This is a genomic window from Vagococcus hydrophili, assembly GCF_011304195.1.
GTDB classification, from domain to species: Bacteria; Bacillota; Bacilli; order Lactobacillales; family Vagococcaceae; genus Vagococcus; species Vagococcus hydrophili.
Genome location: NZ_CP049887.1, coordinates 1,623,941 through 1,640,644, shown reverse-complemented (window position 1 = coordinate 1,640,644; position 16,704 = coordinate 1,623,941). Strand labels below are relative to the sequence as shown.

The following is a 16,704-nucleotide window of genomic DNA, read 5'->3' as shown; positions in this document are numbered from 1 at the left end:
GAGGAAATCACTGTGACTAATAGTTACTACAAGGCGATAAATTGGAACGCCGTTGAAGATATTATTGACAAATCAACTTGGGAAAAGCTAACAGAACAATTTTGGTTAGATACACGTATCCCATTATCAAATGATTTAGACGATTGGCGTACTTTGTCAGAAGATCAAAAAGAAAACATCGGTCTTGTATTCGGTGGACTTACCTTACTTGATACGATTCAATCAGAGAGTGCCATTGATGCACTACGTCCTGACGTTAGAACACCTCATGAAGAAGCTGTTTTAAACAACATCCAATTCATGGAATCAGTTCATGCGAAAAGTTACTCTTCAATCTTTAGTACACTCAACACAAAATCTGAAATCGAAGAAATTTTTGAATGGACGAATACTAACGAACATTTACAGAAAAAAGCTGAGATTATTAATGAAATTTACTTAAATGGAACTGGTCTTCAAAAGAAAGTCGCCAGTGTTTATGCTGAAACTTTCCTTTTCTATTCAGGTTTCTATGCCCCACTTTACTACTTAGGTAATAATAAGTTAGCTAACGTGGCTGAAATCATTAAATTAATTATTCGTGACGAGTCTGTTCACGGAACTTACATTGGTTATAAATTCCAAGTAGGATTTAATGAATTACCTGAGAAAGAGCAAGAAGAAATGAAAGATTGGATGTATGATTTACTCTTTACTTTATATGAAAATGAAGAGAAATACACTGAGCTTCTTTATGATAAATTAGGTTGGACAGAAGAAGTAAAAACTTTCTTACGCTACAACGCTAATAAAGCTCTTATGAACTTAGGATTAGACCCATTGTTCCCAGACACTGCCAATGACGTGAACCCAATCGTTATGAACGGCTTATCAACAGGAACAAGCAATCACGACTTCTTCTCACAAGTAGGTAATGGCTACTTACTAGGAACAGTAGAAGCCATGAGCGATGATGATTATTTAATCGGAATGTAAAAAAGCATGATGAAAAAGGCGCTTAGCTCCAAGCAACTGGAGGAAATAAAAAATAATTCACGCTTTTAGAATTAATTTTTATTTTTGAAGTTGCCGCAGGAGCTGCCTTTTGAATCTGAACTAAAAAATGATGAAAAAGGCGCCTAGCTCCAAGCAACTGGAGGAAATAAAAAATAATTCACGCTTTTAGAATTAATTTTTATTTTTGAAGTTGCCGCAGGAGCTGCCTTTTGAATCTGAACTAAAAAATGATGAAAAAGGCGCTTAGCTCCAAGCAACTGGAGTTAAGTGCCTTTTTTTAGAACCTAAAAAAAGAGCTAAGAAGCGAAAGTTGCTTCTTGGCTCTTTTGGATTTTAAAAACAATTCGTTTAGATACAACATAATTAATAATCGTTGCTAAGACTTGAGAAATCACTGTAAAGATGAATTCATTAAGTAAATACTCATTTCCAATAAATCTTGAAAACATTGGGTTAGAAAAGAAAGCATTTTGAAAATTAATAGATCTTAAGTTTAGCATTCTAATCCAAAATTGACCATATTTCGCCACAAAGAAATGAGCAATCCCAATATCTAGTAAAATGACAAACCCACGTCCTAAGCAAAATTCAAAGAACTGATGACAAGTCTTCTTAAAATCAGTCCCCTTATCTTTAAAAACAAAGTACTTGTTAGCAAAAAAGGAAAAAACAATGGCACACATTTGACCCACTAAAACTGGTAACATCACACTGTCAGTAAATTTCTTCATCGTAAACCTAGCAAAGAAATAAATGAACGTTCCAATCGTTCCAGCAATACTGTATAGTAAAAACTCTTTTCTTCTAATCAAATGTTCCACCTCCTTTTTGCAATATAAAAGGCTGACTAAATGCCAGCCCCTTGTTTTTTTTAGTTACATAGCTTATTTAACTTATTTAAAAAAACATCTTGTTACTTCTAGTGCGTTACGATCCATGATGATATCCCCGTATTCTTCAAGGATATCTGTGGTAATGTTTGTGATATGTGTATACTCATATAATTTAGAGATATCATTTTTAATTTGAACTTCATTACTCTCAGACATAACAAATGAAATTCTGAAAAAATAATCCTCTTTAAACTTATACAAATACGTTAAAACATTATGTAGTCTAATATCTTTAGCCAATGAAACCATTGCTTCAAAATTCTCTAACCGGAAAATAACATCTCTGGTACTTCCTTCAGGATTATCTAGCATGTCAATCTCTTCATCCAGCTCTTCTGATAAATCAGTTGAAGAATTAGACATATGTTCTTTTAAGAAATCTGTGAAGCCGTCATTTAACATATTACCTTCCATCATTTCTAATTTATCGGCGTCATTCATTGGTAAGTTTTTACTAATGAATAATTCTAAACCATCATGGTTGGGTAGCACTTGGAATGTCACAGAATCGGTTTCTTGAAATTGTTCATCCACATCAACTTCCTCTAATATGCTATAGAAAAAAGTCTCTATTTGTTTTTGATTGCCTAATAAATCTAAAAAAGTGATCCCTCTTTCTTCTAAATCATCATTATCTATCGAAACTCGAATTGTATTTTCATTAATTCTTTCCATCTCCATACCGCTACACCTCATTTCTTTAATTTTTATTGTTAGCTTTATTGTAACGAAAAATATAAAAAAGTAAAGGGATGACAACTTTCCCTCTATTTTTAAAGTACGTAAAAACTTTGATATAAAAAGAAAAAACAGCATGTTTGACAGCTGGTCAACATGCTGAAAATCAATATTTCTAAATGCCTGAAAATTTTACTCTTAAATACCGGCCATCATTTGAGCATGTTTTAATTCAATAGCTCTAACTTCTCTTGGTAAAAAGCGACGGATTTCGTCTTCATTGAAGCCAACTTGGAGGCGTTTGTCATCCACCATAATCGGACGACGTAACAATCCTGGATTTTCTTGTACTAATTTTAATAATTCAGGAAGTGACAGTTCATCCAAATCAACATCCAACTTTTGAAACACTTTAGAACGAGTAGAAATAATTTCTTCCGTACCATCTTCTGTCATACGCAAGATTTCTTTTAATTCATCTTGAATTAAGGGTTCTGAAAAAATGTTTCTTTCAACGAAGGGAATTTGATGCTCTTGCAACCATGCTCGTGCTTTCCGACAAGATGTGCAGCTAGGTGAAGTATATAATTTCAACATACGATTCACTCCCTTTCAAAGTTTAGAGATAACAGTTTCTTTTACTGCTCCCACTATAACATAATTATACTATAACACCATTTAAATTACTAGATAAAATATGATATTTATTTAACAAGTTCCCTTTGTAAATTCTTTGTAAAGCCTTGTTATATCAGCTTTTTTTGTTTTTCTTAAAACAATTTTAAACATATTCATAAATTATTCATATTATAAAAAAATTGGTACAGTTTGATATTGTGTATCACTCTTTTTTTATTCCAATAAATTTCTTTTCCTATTTAATGATGAATTTCTATCTTTCTCGACACTTTTTAGTATAATAGGTTTATGACTATTTTAATGAAGGTGGAAAATAAATGAAAGAAACAATTTTTTCAGGAATCCAACCAAGTGGTATTCCTACAATTGGCAATTATATTGGAGCAATGAAGCAATTTGTTGATTTACAAAAAGAGTATCAATGTTACTTTTGTATTGTTGACCAACACGCAATCACAGTTCCCCAAGACAGACTTAAATTAAGAGAACAAATCTTGCAACTGGCAGCCCTATACTTAGCTGTAGGCATTGATCCAGAACAAGCGGCTATCTTCATTCAATCAGAAGTTCCAGCTCATTCTGAGGCAGCTTGGATTGTTCAGTGTAACACGCCTTTAGGTGAGTTAGAGCGTATGACTCAATTTAAAGATAAATCTCAAAAACAAGAATCAGTAGCGGCCGGTCTTTTAACTTACCCACCACTTATGGTAGCCGATATTATTCTTTATAATACGAACCTAGTACCTGTTGGTGAGGATCAAAAACAACATTTAGAATTAACTCGTGACTTTGTCGCCCGTTTTAATTCACGATATGCTGGTAAAAATCAAGAAATTTTAGCCACACCAGAAGTTAAAATTCCTGAAAAAAATAGCGGCGGTCGGATCATGAGTCTTCAAGAACCAACTAAAAAAATGAGTAAATCAGATAGTAACGCAAAAGGCTTTATCTCAATGTTAGACGAACCTAAAGTGATTACTAAAAAAATCCGTTCTGCTGTGACTGACTCAAGCGGTATTATCGAATATGATCCAGAAGAAAAACCAGGTATCTCTAATCTTTTAGTTATTTATTCAGCTGTCACTGATTATACGATTGAAGAATTAGCCGATAAATATAAAGATAGTGGCTATGCTGAGTTCAAAACAGATTTAGCTGAGGCTGTTGTGACTTGGATTGAACCAATTCACGAAAGATATCATGCTATTTTAAATTCTGAAGAATTACATACTATTTTAGATGAAGGTGCCTTATCAGCTCAAAAAGTGGCTAATAAAACCCTTCAAAAAATGAAAAATGCTGTCGGTTTAGGTCGTAAACCAAGACGCTAATCACTCACTATTCATTGAAAATATGTTAAACTAGTAACTATAGATTATGGGAGGTTTTTTAACCATGGAAGAAAATAAAAAACAAGACACAAATTCATTATTAACACAAAAAATGATCGACAATAGAACCATCTTAATTTATGGTGAAATTAATCAAGACTTAGCAAAAGAAGTAAGTACTCAATTATTACTTTTAGCTTCTATTAGTGAAGAACCAATCACTATTTTTATTAACAGCCAAGGTGGTCACGTTGAAGCTGGAGACACTATCCACGATATGATTAAATTCGTGAAACCTGCAGTTAAAATCGTAGGAACTGGTTGGGTAGCTAGTGCTGGGATTACTATTTTCTTAGCTGCTAATAAAAAAGATCGCTACTCTCTACCAAATACTCGCTTTATGATCCATCAACCAGCTGGCGGTGTTCAAGGTCAAAGTACCGAAATCCAAATTGAAGCCAAAGAAATCGTGAAGATGCGTGAAAGAATCAATCGCTTAATCGCTAAAGCAACAGGTCAAACTTACGAAAAAGTATCAGAAGATACAGATCGTAATTTCTGGATGAGTGCTGATGAAGCTTCTAAATATGGTATTGTTGGTAAAGTTATCGACAAATCAAAACAAGTAAAATAATTAAATCAAAAAGCGTTTATCTACCAATTGTTGGCGGATAAACGCTTTTTTCATTATTCTATGGTAGTCCTGGTTCAAATAGCAGCTCCTACGGCAACTTCGCAAATACTAATCAATCCCAAAAACGTGGATTGTTTAGTATTTACTCCAGTTGCTTGGAGAAAAACGCCATTTTCACCACTCTATGGTAGTCTGGAATAAAAAGACTGCTCCCGCGACAACTTCAAAACTACAATAAATCCAAAAAGCAGATTTTTTGTAGTTTCTCCAGTTGCTTGGAGCAAAAAGTCTTTTTATTCACTCTAATATAATAGACCACTCAAATCTTCTGTTTCAATATTTCCGAAGTATTTTTTCACATCGATGTTTTCTACGGCTTTTTGGATAGATTCTTTATCGTATTTAATTCCTGTTAGCGCCTCTTCAACGTCTGAAATTTCACCTAAACCAAAGAAATCACCAAATAGTTTAATTTCTTTAATCTCACCTTCTGAGACGTTCATTTTTGCTTCAATAGAGCCAATGGCAAAACGTTCTCTTCTCACTAAATCAAATTCAGGTGAACGTCCGTAGTTCCAATCCCAGTTACGGTATAACTTATCAGAAATAGCATTGATTTTTTCCCAATCTTTTTCAGTTAATTTATAGACGTTCACATCTTCTACTTTGTCAGTTTCAAAGATTTTAAGTAGAATTTCTTGTCTAAAGTCTTCTGTAGACATGTTTTGATGTGTATCTGTTAAGTATGGTTTGATGTTCGTTACACGTGAACGGATTGATTTGATACCTTTTGATTCGATTTTATCTTTTCTCACTTTTAAAGCATTCACAACTTCATTAACATCACTATCAAACATTAACGTCCCATGAGCAAACATGCGACCATTTGTTGAATACATTGCGTTTCCTGAGAATTTTTTACCGTCGATAATTAAATCATTACGTCCTTTAAGTTCAGCGCCTTCAACCCCCATATCGTGGAGTGCATCAATAATTGGTTGTGTGACTTTGCCGAAGTTTCTAAATGATTCTCCATCATCTGGCATGATAAAACTAAAGTTTAAGTTACCCGCATCATGATAAACGGCACCACCACCACTTAAACGGCGCACCACATGGATACCTTGTTTTTCAACGTAATCTGTATTAATTTCCTCAATGGTATTTTGGTTACGTCCAATAATAATTGATGGCTCATTAATATAGAATAAAAGGATTGGCTCATCTATTGGCATTTCTTGAACTAAATAAGTTTCAATGGCTAAGTTAATTCGTGGGTCTGTAATTTCTTCATTTGATACAAAAATCATGTGGCATTCTCCTATACTGTTAATTTTAGTTGTGTTTTAGCTAAATATGTTTCAATACTCTGTTGATGGTAATCTTCCGTTTGTTTTTTTAGAAGCTCTAAATCAATATCCTGTCTTAAATGACTTAAAACTAATTTTTTAACACCAGCTTTTTTAGCCAAGAGACCTGTTTCTTTACTTGTTAAATGAGCATGATGATTCTCCATGCCTTCTAAAAAGTAGGTGTCCGTAATAAGTAAATCAGCACCTTCACAAAAAATTTCTAGTTCCTCAAAATAACCTGTGTCTGCTGTAAAGACAAATACTGTGCCAGTTTCTTTTTCAACAATCCTCATAGCATAACAAATAACTGGATGAACTGTTTTGATAAATGTTATTTGAAATGGCCCAATCTCAAGTATTTCTTTAGGATCATACGCAATACCTTTAGAAATAGTAGGCATTGTTAAACTTTCAAAATGAAACTTATCTTCACTATGTCCATAAATTGATAATTCCGGCACAGGTGAAGCTGGCTTTAATTGGCGTAAATATTGTAGAACGCCAAGATCAGCAATATGATCATGATGATAATGAGTTAAAATTACCGCATCTAACTTCAATGGATCTATTATTTTTTCAAGTTGGATCAAAGTGGAACTACCTGCGTCTAGTAGCAAAGTAAATCCATCTGATTCAACGAGATAGGAAGTTGTTCCCTCGTTTTTGTGAGGAAAACCACCCCAAAAACCTAAAACTGTTACTTCCATGGCTCTACTCCTTTCACAGATAATTATCTACCTATACTTTACTTGTAAATAATGATTTTAACAATAGAAAAAGCTTATTTATCAGCATTTTTCTTTATTTATCACCCTTTTAAATACTTTTAAAACAATTTTGTTTTTATTTTAGAAACCGCTTAGATAAGTTCATAAAATCTTCAATACTTTTTTAGTGACAATTTGTCACTTTTGTTTTATACTTCTTTTAGTGACAAGTCGTCACTCTATAATTTTAAATTCAAAGGAGAATGAATATGTTTCTAGCACTTAAAGAAATGAGTTATTCAAAATTAAGATACACACTCATTGTCGGGATTATCGTTTTAATTTCTTATGCTGTCTTTATGCTATCAGGTTTAGCCAATGGACTAGCTCAAGAGTTCAAACAAGTTATTGTGGATTGGAAAAGCGAGACGGTTATTCTGTCAGAAGACAGCAACAAAAATCTATCAGCCTCTCAATTAACAGAAAAAAATCTAAAAGATGTCACTGCAGATAAAAAAGCACCTATTCTTGTTTATAATGGTGCCATTGGAAGTAAAAAAGAAAAAACAAACATCACTTTATTCGGAACACAAAACGATGCTTTTCTTTTGCCAGAGTTATTAGAAGGCTCAATGTTTAAAAATAAAAATGAAGTCATTATCTCAAAAAATCTGGCAACTAAAGGTTATAGCGTTGGAGATGAGATTGAAGTTGGTAGCGATAATATCAAAATGAAAATTGTTGGTATTTCACCAGAAACATTCTACACTGTCACTCCTGTCATTTACGCTTCATTAGATGACGCTGCTCACGTGAAATACGGTAAAGATTTTAAAGCTTCAACAGACGGATTACCATTAAATGCTGTGGTAACTAACAGTACTGATGCGTCTGTTATAAAAGATGCTAAACCAAAATTAGATGTCTTAAAAACCACAGATTTCATTGAAAGTTTACCTGGTTACTCAGCTCAAAACTTAACCCTTAACTCAATGATTTACTTCTTATTCTTTATTGTAACTGCCATCATTGGTATTTTCATGTACGTGATGACACTGCAAAAAACAAGTATCTTTGGTGTGATGAAAGCTCAAGGTATTTCAAGTAAATTCATTATTAACTCAATTGTTAAACAGTCATTTATCATTGGTGTACTTGGAATTGCCCTTGGCTTTGGTCTTGCTTATGGCACAAGTTTGATTTTACCAGAAGCTATGCCATTTAGTGTCGCCCTTAATTTATGGAGTATCTATAGTCTGGTGCTACTCGTTGTTACTATTATTGGAAGTCTCTTCTCAATCGGAACAGTTACTAAAGTGGATCCGATGAAAGCTATTGGAGGTTAGAAAGATGAAAGACATGCTCGTTATGAAAGACATTACTAAAACATTTACACAAGGAAAAGAAGAAATTCACGCCCTTAAAAAAATTAATTTTAACGTGAAACAAGGTGAATTTATTAGTATTATTGGACCTTCCGGCTCTGGAAAAAGTACCTTCTTAACTATTTCAGGAGGACTTCAACAACCTACTAGTGGAGATATCCGTATCAATGATATTTCTTTTACTAATTTATCAGAGAAAGAACGTTCTAAATTAAGATTTCAAGAAATTGGTTTTATTTTACAAGCTTCTAATTTAATTCCATTCTTAACAATTAAAGAACAATTTTACTTAGTTGATAAAGTTAATAAAACTAAAAAACAAGATGAAAAAATTAGTGAGTTGTTAAAATCACTAGATATTGAGCATTTAAAAGATAAATTTCCTAAAGACTTATCTGGTGGTGAAAGACAACGTGTTGCCATTGGACGTGCCCTTTTCAATGACCCACATTTGATTTTAGCGGATGAACCAACAGCCAGCCTTGATACGGAACATGCTTATGACGTAGTGAAACTACTCGTTAAAGAAGCTCACGAAAAACAAAAAGCAACGGTTATGGTAACTCATGATCACCGCATGATTAAATGGAGTGATCGCGTCTTTGAAATGCGTGACGGAGAACTTGTGGAAGTAAAAGACTTTTAAAAGCTTCCCTTTTCCTTCGATTTCTATGTTAAAATAAGTGTGAAATCATTCATATGAACATAGAAGGAGTTTAAGATTATGCCACACGAAACTTTTTTAAACTTATCAGATGAAAAAAAACAAACACTCGATAATATTCTACTGAACGTCTTTTTCAATCAACCGATTAGCCAAGTTAAAGTATCAGAAATTGTGAGTAACATGAAGATGTCTAGGGGTGCTTTTTATAAATATTTTGATGATTTAGAAGATGCTTATACTTACACGATTAACAAGTATTCCGTAGCCATTCATCAAGATATTATTCGTTACATCCAAGAAGATAAAAATCAATTTTTTATTGGCATTGAAAAATATCTCATTTGGTGTAGTCAATTAGATCATGAGAGTGATTACTGGAAAAGTCTGAGGCTTCTCTCAGAGTCTAATGATCTCTCAGCTTATAAACGATTCCCAATGACACCTGGCAATCCGTTAATTACTCAATGGACTGATATTTTAACTGCTAGTCACATTCACATTGATTCTCACGACGAATCGGTTAGCTTCCTCTTCTTCATCATGGAGCTTGTGATGAACTCATTAACAGGCTATATTGCCAATGACTGGTCAACAGAAGAACTTGTTAAAGATTATCGTTTTAGAACAAAATGGATCACACAAGGCGTTTTATAATCAACAAAAACAGACATTTTATAATGTCTGTTTTTTTAATGTACTAAACACTAATAAATGACTATTTTGATAGCTTTTGTTAACGGTAACATATAGTGCGATATCCCTTTTTAAAATATAATGATTACGCTATCATTTTTTAAAGGAGGAGTTATATGAAAAAAGGATTAGCTTACTACCGATTTTGCTTAAAAGCAGAAGCAAAATATCGCGTTAATTTTATTGCTTATTTGCTTCACGGATTTATTCAACTCGTTGCTGTTTTATTTATTTGGAACTTAGTTTATTCTTCAACAGACAGCGGGGTCATTGAAGGCTTAAACTATCAAGAAATTATTCTTTATACCATTATTTCCATGATCACCACACAATTTATGGTACTAGACAATGATTTTCAAATCGCTGGTGATATTCAGGATGGGAATTTAGCTTATGAACTGGTTCGCCCTGTTTCTTATATTACTAAATTATTTTTCCAAGGAATTGCGCGTTCAACTACTAGCATTGTCCTCGTTGGTGTGCCCTCAATCATCGGTGTGATTATCTATCTTAGTCAACAAGAAAGCCTAGCTATCGCTTTATCCCGTGCTTGTTTGTTTTTAATCATCGTCACTCTTAGTGTTGGATTAATGTTTTGTGTCAATTTACTCTTTGGTTACTCAGCCTTTTACTTAAACTATTCTTGGGGATTTTTACTTTTCAAAGGAACATTCATTAGTCTTCTTTCAGGGGCACTTTTCCCTCTAGCAATGTTACCTGAATCTATTAGAGGTTTCTTTTTAAAGACGCCTTTTCAGTACATGCTTTATTTTCCGACTATGGTCTTCTTAGGTAAACTGTCTCCAGAAGAAATCGTGACTAATCTTATCATTCAAGTTATTTGGCTAGGCATCTTCATCTTACTTTGTGTTGTTTTTTGGCGTCATGCCATTAAAACAATCACTATCAATGGAGGGTAAAAAATGAAACGATACATAAAACTTTATAAAGTTTACCTCAATAATTCTTTTAAAATTTTAAAAATGTCCACAGCTAATTTTGTGATTGGATTTATCGCTTTTTTAGCCATTCAAGTTTCCGCCCTTTTATTTTTAAAAGTGACCTTTGGCAGAATTCCTTCCGTTAATGGTTATAATTTTTATCAAGTGTTGTTTGTTTACGGATTTTCTCAAATTCCACGTGGTTTAGATCATCTCTACAGTGATTACTTATGGATTTTCTCAAGGCAAAGTGTGGTAAAAGGAGAAGTGGATCGCTATTTGGTTCGCCCCGTTAGTCCTTATTTTCAAGTTATTTGTGAGCGAGTTCAATTTGATGCTTTAGGTGAAATTTTTGTGGGCGTGGTTATTACGCTTTATGCCATTACAGGAATTGATTTTCCAAATCCTTTGATTTCTCTGATTCTTAGTTTCGTTTACTTAATTACAGGTTGTATCATCTACACTTCAATTAAAACCATCTGCGCCTCTTTAGCTTTTTGGATGAAGAAAAGCATGAATATTCTTCGTTCTGTTTATGGTTTAAGTGATTTAACGAAATACCCTCTATCAATTTATCCACCTGTCGTCAGAGGATTTTTTACTTATTTGATTCCCTTTGGTGTTGTCGCAGCAATCCCATCTGAGTTAATTTTTAGTTCTACTTTATTTAATATGACCACTGTGACAATTATTAGTGTGGCTACTATTTTCACATTATTAGCTTCAATTATTTGGAAAAAAGGAGTGAGAAGTTATGAAAGTGCCGGAAACTAACCCAGTGATTTCTGTCAATCACGTCTCAAAAACATTTTATTTAAGAAAAAAAGAAGGCTTCTTCAAGTCAACTAAAATACCCAAACATGCTGTACAAGATGCTAGTTTTAATATCTATCCGGGTGAAATTGTTGGTTTCATCGGAACAAATGGTGCTGGTAAATCAACCACCATTAAAATGATGACAGGTATCTTAACTCCGACATCAGGAAGTTGCGAAGTCAACGGCATTATTCCTTATGAATCCCGAATTGAGAACGCCAAAAATATCAGTGTCGTTTTTGGGCAACGAACTCAAATGAACTGGGATTTAACCGTAGAAGACAATTTTAAATTATTGAAAGAAATTTACGATGTTTCTGACGAAGAATTTGAAAGACAACTACAACTGTTAGAAGAACACATGGGCATTAAAAAACTCTGGATTCAACAAGTCAGATCTCTATCTCTAGGTCAGCGGGTTCTAATGGATATTGCGATTGCCTTGATTCATTCGCCTAAAGTGATTTATTTGGATGAACCGACGATTGGTTTAGATATTATGATTAAGGATAAGATTTTAAAAACCTTGAAAATGATTAACCAACAAGAGAACGTCACAATTATTTTAACCACTCATGATTTAAGTGAAATCGAAGCTCTATGTGATAGAATTATTATTATTGAGGATGGTCAAATTATTTACGACGATTCAAAAGAAGCCATGTTAGAAAACTTCTCAACTAATGCTACCATTCAATTTGACATCGACTTAGAGGAACTAAATGAATTAAAAATTTTTCTTAAAAAAAACCATTTAGAACACTCACTAGACGGTATCACTTTATCGATCACGATTAATCAAGAAGAACAAAATGAAAAAGAAATCCTAAGCGAATTATACCGCCAATTCAGCATCAACAAAATGGCCGTCGCAAGAACCACCGTCCAAGACGTGGTAAGGAGTATTTATACACAGAGTAAATAAAAAAGCGTTTTGCTCCAAGCAACTGGAGAAAATAAAAAACAATTCGTGCTTTTTGAATTGATTTTTATTTTTGAAGTTGCCGCAGGAGCAGATTTTTTATTTCGGACTACATAGAGTGATGATAAAAGGCGTTTAGCTCCAAGCAACTGGAGAAAATAAAAACAATTCGTGCTTTTTGAATTGATTTTTATTTTTGAAGTTGCCGCAGGAGCTGCCTTTTGAATCCAGACTCCAAAAGAGTGATGAAAAAAAGCATTTTGCTCCAAGCATCTAAAAAAAGTAAAAAGCGATTCCTTCCAATTTCTGGAGGGAATCGCTCTTTTTTAATACTCTCTTAATTCTTTAACTTTATCTGCGTCTAATCTCTTCACAACTTCAGTGACTAATTTCACTGTGTTCAAGTAATCATCTTCATGAATTACTGATGTATGTGAGTGTAAGTAACGAGTTGAAACAGTAATGGCAAGTGATGGAATACCATCTCTTGTTAGATGTTGCATACCTGCATCTGTTCCACCACCAGTAATCACTGTGTATTGGAATGGAATCTCTAATTCTTCCGCAATACCAATTACAAAGTCACGTAACTTCTTGTGAGGAATCATTGAGGCATCAAAGATAATAATTTGAGGCCCTTTACCTAACACTGAATCAGCTTCTTTAGGTGTCATTCCAGGTGTATCTCCCGCAGTCCCAGTATCAAGTGCAAAAGCGATATCTGGATTAACTAAATGAGTGCTTGTTCTTGCGCCACGTAACCCAACTTCTTCTTGTACATTACTTCCTGCAAAAAGAATATTTGGATGTCCTTCTTTAGCTAGATTTTCTAAAACTTTTAATGAAACAGCTGTCCCAATACGGTTATCCCAAGCTTTAGCTAATAAGTATTTTGAACCATTTAACCGTTGGTATTCAATGTATGGTGTTACCATATCGCCTGGTTTAATGCCCCACTCACTTGCTTCTTCTTCACTTGTTGCACCGATATCGATAAACATATCTGTAATTTCGTAAGGTTTTTTACGTGCTTCAGCACTTAAAACGTGAGGTGGTTTTGAACCAATCACACCGTGAATTTCTTGTCCTGAACCCGTTGTAATCGTTACTTGTTGGGCAAGCATCACTTGACCCCACCAGCCACCTAAAGTTTGAAATTCTAGGAAACCTTTTTCAGTAATTTTAGTTACCATAAAGCCAACTTCGTCCATGTGTCCTGAAATTAAAACTTTTGGTCCTTCTTTATCTCCAATATGACGTGCGTTAATTCCGCCTAATCCATCATAGAAAATTTTATCTGAATGAGGTTCTGCGTATTTTTTAAAAATATTACGAACTTGCTCCTCATTACCCGGAACTCCCTTAGCATCTGTTAATTCTTTTAAAAATAATTCTTCATTTTTTTCTAACATTAACGTCACTCCCTATTTTTTTATATTCACTAGTATATCATTTATTTACTTTTTTTTCTGTAATCAAACCACAAGAAGACGATTGAAATAACTATCGTTACGGCACTAATCATTAAACCTAATAAAAATGATTTAGATCGATAACTAAAGGTTATGTCATGGTGGCCTTCTGTTAGGTCAATTCCGATAAAATCGCCGACAATTTTTTTAGGTTCAATCTTTTGACCATCGACTTTAATTTGCCAATTTTTATCATAAGGAATCGATACATACAATAATTCTTCTTTATTGGCATCCACACTAGCACTCAAGCGACCAAACTCTTCTTTGACTAACGAGACACTTGCTTTCTTCTGCTCGGCAATTAAATGATCAAAACGTGTTTGATCTAAACTTACCCAAGTCATTTTATCGGTTTCTAGTTTGTCCGTTAATTTAAATTCCAGATTAATCTCTTCACCTTTTTCAAAGTAACCTAAGTTGAATAACTGATTAGTAATAATAAAAACATCGGTTTTAATTTCTTTTCCGTTTACCGCAAAATAAGTCACATTATCCCAAATCGCCTCTGGTAGATAAAGATAGTTCACGCCTGTTACAGATGTCTCACCTTTCATCTCATAACGATCAACTTCTTTTGTTAGATGTTGCCCAGTCATTGTCTTAAAGTATTTCTCCTGCTCTAATGGATACATACTTTGTAAAATACTTTCTTGGTTATCAATCACTAAGCCTGATTTTAGCTTTATTTTACCTAGTTCAAGAGATGTTAGAAAAGCACCACCAATTGCTTCTTTATTTTTATAAATATTAGCAATTTTCTGTTCTTCCAATAACTCTTTATCCTTATGAGCTAATTCTTTTGGATGAACTGTGTAGTTAACATTCAGCAACATATTAGCCACTTGAGACTCATCAACGTATGAAAAGCGACGTTCATTTTTTGAATACAGACCTAAATCAGTTAAAGTACTTTGAACGTCTGAATCCAGTGTGGACGTGTAACTTGAAACACCTGCATAACCAAAAAGGATAGGATTATTGTAGCCATTATTGATTTCATTGTAGCCCATTTGATCAGGGTCAACTTTTTGATTAATTCTAAATAATTCATCTTTTCCAGTCTTAAGTTCTTTCATGAGGAGTTCTTGCTCTTCGTACATCTTAGCGTACTGATCTTGATTACCAAAAGGAATATCTTTCATGGATATGTATAAATTACCACCTAGTTCAAGTGACACACAGATAATCATGACAATTCGCCACATGACTGTTGGTTTCTTTATTTTGATTCCTAAAATAAGAACTAACAACCAGACTATGATTAAGTTAATAAAGAAGTATCTATTAGATAATACATATTCACTTTTACTTTGATAGTTTAAAAAGAACTGCCCCACACTTAAGAGAACTGTAAACGTGGCACCTGCTAAAACTAAACGTTTCTGAACCACAGCTTTGTCTTCTGTTAATCTAGCATACAAATAGGTTTCGTAAGCTAATTTGATTAACATAAAACTAAAGATAAAAGCATTTCTGTAAGGGAAGCCTGCTGGACTTTGGAACATGTGCCAAATTGTATTAAATACTTCAAAGTAAAAACTTGCATAAATAGCGAGTAAAAAGACTGCCATTGCTCGTTTCTTTCTTTTTGGCACAATAGGTAAAGTAAAGTATAAAAAGGCTAAAAGCCAGACAAATACCCCAGAGTAAACCATTGGTAAGTGATCTAACCTAATGTCGTAATTAATTGTTCCAAGTCCCATTTGCGAAAAGACTTCTAAACCAAATCTTGGTTTTAATAAAAAATCCTCAATATGGAAGCTAGACTTTCCTGTTTGAAGCATTCCTAAAATAGCAGGAACTAACATAAAAGCTGTCGCTAATCCTGATAGTAATGACGTAACAAAGAATAAGCGCCAACGACTCCATAATAGTTTAATATTTTTTCTAGCTGGTTTTCGTTCAAATTTTAAGTAGTAAATAAACCCACTGTACATCACTGCAAAAATACACACCATGTAGCCTAAATAATAATTAGTTAAAATTGACAAGAATAAAGTTAAGCAATACAAACCATACTTCTTCTCGTGCCATAATCGTTCAATGCCTAAAACTAGTAGTGGAAACAAAATCAATACGTCTAACCACATAAAATTTAGTAAATAAACCACCACAAACCCGCAAAAAGCATAGGCTAAAGAAAAAATCTGTGTCATCCAATTAGTTTGCTTATAGTGTCTATCCAAATAAGTAAACATCGTTAAACCCATACACGAAATTTTTAAAGTGATGATTAAAAGGACCGCTATTGGCATCATCGTATAAGGAAAGAGTAAGGAGATAAAATTAAAGGGACTCATTAAGTAGTAAGCAATCGTTGCTTCCATTGGTCCGCCAATGCCGTTAGCAAAGGAGTACAGATTGTCCCCTCCTTCTGTAAAAAAGCGTTTAAAGGCATTTAAGAAAGGTAAATATTGGGAACCTAAGTCACTCACCATTAAATTCAAATTACCAAAAGGCGCCAGACCAAGTAGTGTCCAAACCACAACTAATACCAGTAAAGGTAGCGTAAAACTTATAACATAGGGTGTTACTTTTTTTCTTTTATTCATTTTTTCACCATATCTATCTAAAA

The 16,704-nt window shown here is 33.6% G+C and carries 16 protein-coding genes; 9 read left to right on the top strand and 7 right to left on the bottom strand.

What is annotated here, in order from left to right; genetic code table 11:
• Positions 1-12: 12 nt before the first annotated feature.
• Complete coding sequence (gene nrdF / locus G7082_RS08240; protein WP_166034633.1) at positions 13-975, top strand: class 1b ribonucleoside-diphosphate reductase subunit beta; 963 nt, start codon at positions 13-15, stop codon at positions 973-975.
• Positions 976-1,292: 317 nt separating this feature from the next.
• On the opposite strand, the gene G7082_RS08235 is transcribed toward nrdF, so the two are convergent.
• From G7082_RS08235 to spxA, 3 genes are all read right to left on the bottom strand, one after another.
• A complete protein-coding gene (locus G7082_RS08235) occupies positions 1,293-1,808 on the bottom strand; it encodes a GtrA family protein (protein ID WP_166034632.1) in 516 nt (171 codons plus the stop codon).
• Between the two features lie 81 nt (positions 1,809-1,889).
• Entirely contained in the window at positions 1,890-2,570 is a 681-nt protein-coding gene (locus G7082_RS08230; protein WP_166034631.1) for an adaptor protein MecA, read from the bottom strand.
• 195 nt (positions 2,571-2,765) lie between these two features.
• Positions 2,766-3,164, bottom strand: a complete 399-nt coding sequence (gene spxA / locus G7082_RS08225; RefSeq protein ID WP_086951745.1) for a transcriptional regulator SpxA — start codon at positions 3,162-3,164, stop codon at positions 2,766-2,768.
• Positions 3,165-3,523: 359 nt separating this feature from the next.
• Here spxA and trpS point away from each other — a divergent pair, with 359 nt between their 5' ends.
• Both trpS and G7082_RS08215 read left to right on the top strand, forming a co-directional pair.
• Positions 3,524-4,537, top strand: a complete 1,014-nt coding sequence (gene trpS, locus G7082_RS08220; RefSeq protein WP_166034630.1) for a tryptophan--tRNA ligase — start codon at positions 3,524-3,526, stop codon at positions 4,535-4,537.
• A gap of 64 nt (positions 4,538-4,601) precedes the next feature.
• Positions 4,602-5,171: an ATP-dependent Clp protease proteolytic subunit gene (locus tag G7082_RS08215; protein WP_166034629.1), complete on the top strand. Its 570-nt coding sequence runs from the start codon at positions 4,602-4,604 to the stop codon at positions 5,169-5,171.
• A 302-nt stretch (positions 5,172-5,473) separates the two neighbouring features.
• Here the strand turns inward: G7082_RS08215 and G7082_RS08210 are convergent, their stop codons facing one another.
• Positions 5,474-6,481, bottom strand: a complete 1,008-nt coding sequence (locus tag G7082_RS08210; protein WP_166034628.1) for a lipoate--protein ligase — start codon at positions 6,479-6,481, stop codon at positions 5,474-5,476.
• Between the two features lie 11 nt (positions 6,482-6,492).
• Positions 6,493-7,230 carry an MBL fold metallo-hydrolase gene (locus G7082_RS08205; protein WP_166034627.1) on the bottom strand — a complete coding sequence of 246 codons (738 nt, stop codon included), beginning with the start codon at positions 7,228-7,230 and terminating at the stop codon, positions 6,493-6,495.
• 269 nt (positions 7,231-7,499) lie between these two features.
• Between G7082_RS08205 and G7082_RS08200 the strand changes: the two genes are divergently transcribed.
• The 6 genes from G7082_RS08200 to G7082_RS08175 all read left to right on the top strand — a co-directional run bounded on the left by G7082_RS08200 (position 7,500) and on the right by G7082_RS08175 (position 12,657).
• Positions 7,500-8,576, top strand: coding sequence for an ABC transporter permease (locus G7082_RS08200; RefSeq protein WP_166034626.1), 1,077 nt, complete (start codon positions 7,500-7,502; stop codon positions 8,574-8,576).
• A gap of 4 nt (positions 8,577-8,580) precedes the next feature.
• Complete coding sequence (locus G7082_RS08195) at positions 8,581-9,261, top strand: ABC transporter ATP-binding protein (protein WP_166034625.1); 681 nt, start codon at positions 8,581-8,583, stop codon at positions 9,259-9,261.
• Between the two features lie 78 nt (positions 9,262-9,339).
• Entirely contained in the window at positions 9,340-9,936 is a 597-nt protein-coding gene (locus G7082_RS08190; RefSeq protein WP_166034624.1) for a TetR/AcrR family transcriptional regulator, read from the top strand.
• Positions 9,937-10,091: 155 nt separating this feature from the next.
• On the top strand, positions 10,092-10,895 hold the full coding sequence (locus G7082_RS08185) for an ABC transporter permease (protein WP_166034623.1): 804 nt from the start codon (positions 10,092-10,094) through the stop codon (positions 10,893-10,895).
• A 3-nt stretch (positions 10,896-10,898) separates the two neighbouring features.
• Positions 10,899-11,690, top strand: coding sequence for an ABC transporter permease (locus G7082_RS08180; protein ID WP_166034622.1), 792 nt, complete (start codon positions 10,899-10,901; stop codon positions 11,688-11,690).
• Positions 11,671-12,657, top strand: a complete 987-nt coding sequence (locus G7082_RS08175) for an ABC transporter ATP-binding protein (protein ID WP_166034621.1) — start codon at positions 11,671-11,673, stop codon at positions 12,655-12,657. The genes G7082_RS08180 and G7082_RS08175 overlap by 20 nt, the downstream gene beginning before the upstream one ends.
• Positions 12,658-12,980: 323 nt before the next feature.
• Here the strand turns inward: G7082_RS08175 and G7082_RS08170 are convergent, their stop codons facing one another.
• Positions 12,981-14,066 carry a M42 family metallopeptidase gene (locus G7082_RS08170; protein WP_166034620.1) on the bottom strand — a complete coding sequence of 362 codons (1,086 nt, stop codon included), beginning with the start codon at positions 14,064-14,066 and terminating at the stop codon, positions 12,981-12,983.
• Between the two features lie 41 nt (positions 14,067-14,107).
• Positions 14,108-16,681, bottom strand: coding sequence for a YfhO family protein (locus tag G7082_RS08165; RefSeq protein WP_166034619.1), 2,574 nt, complete (start codon positions 16,679-16,681; stop codon positions 14,108-14,110).
• Between the last annotated feature and the right edge of the window lie 23 nt (positions 16,682-16,704).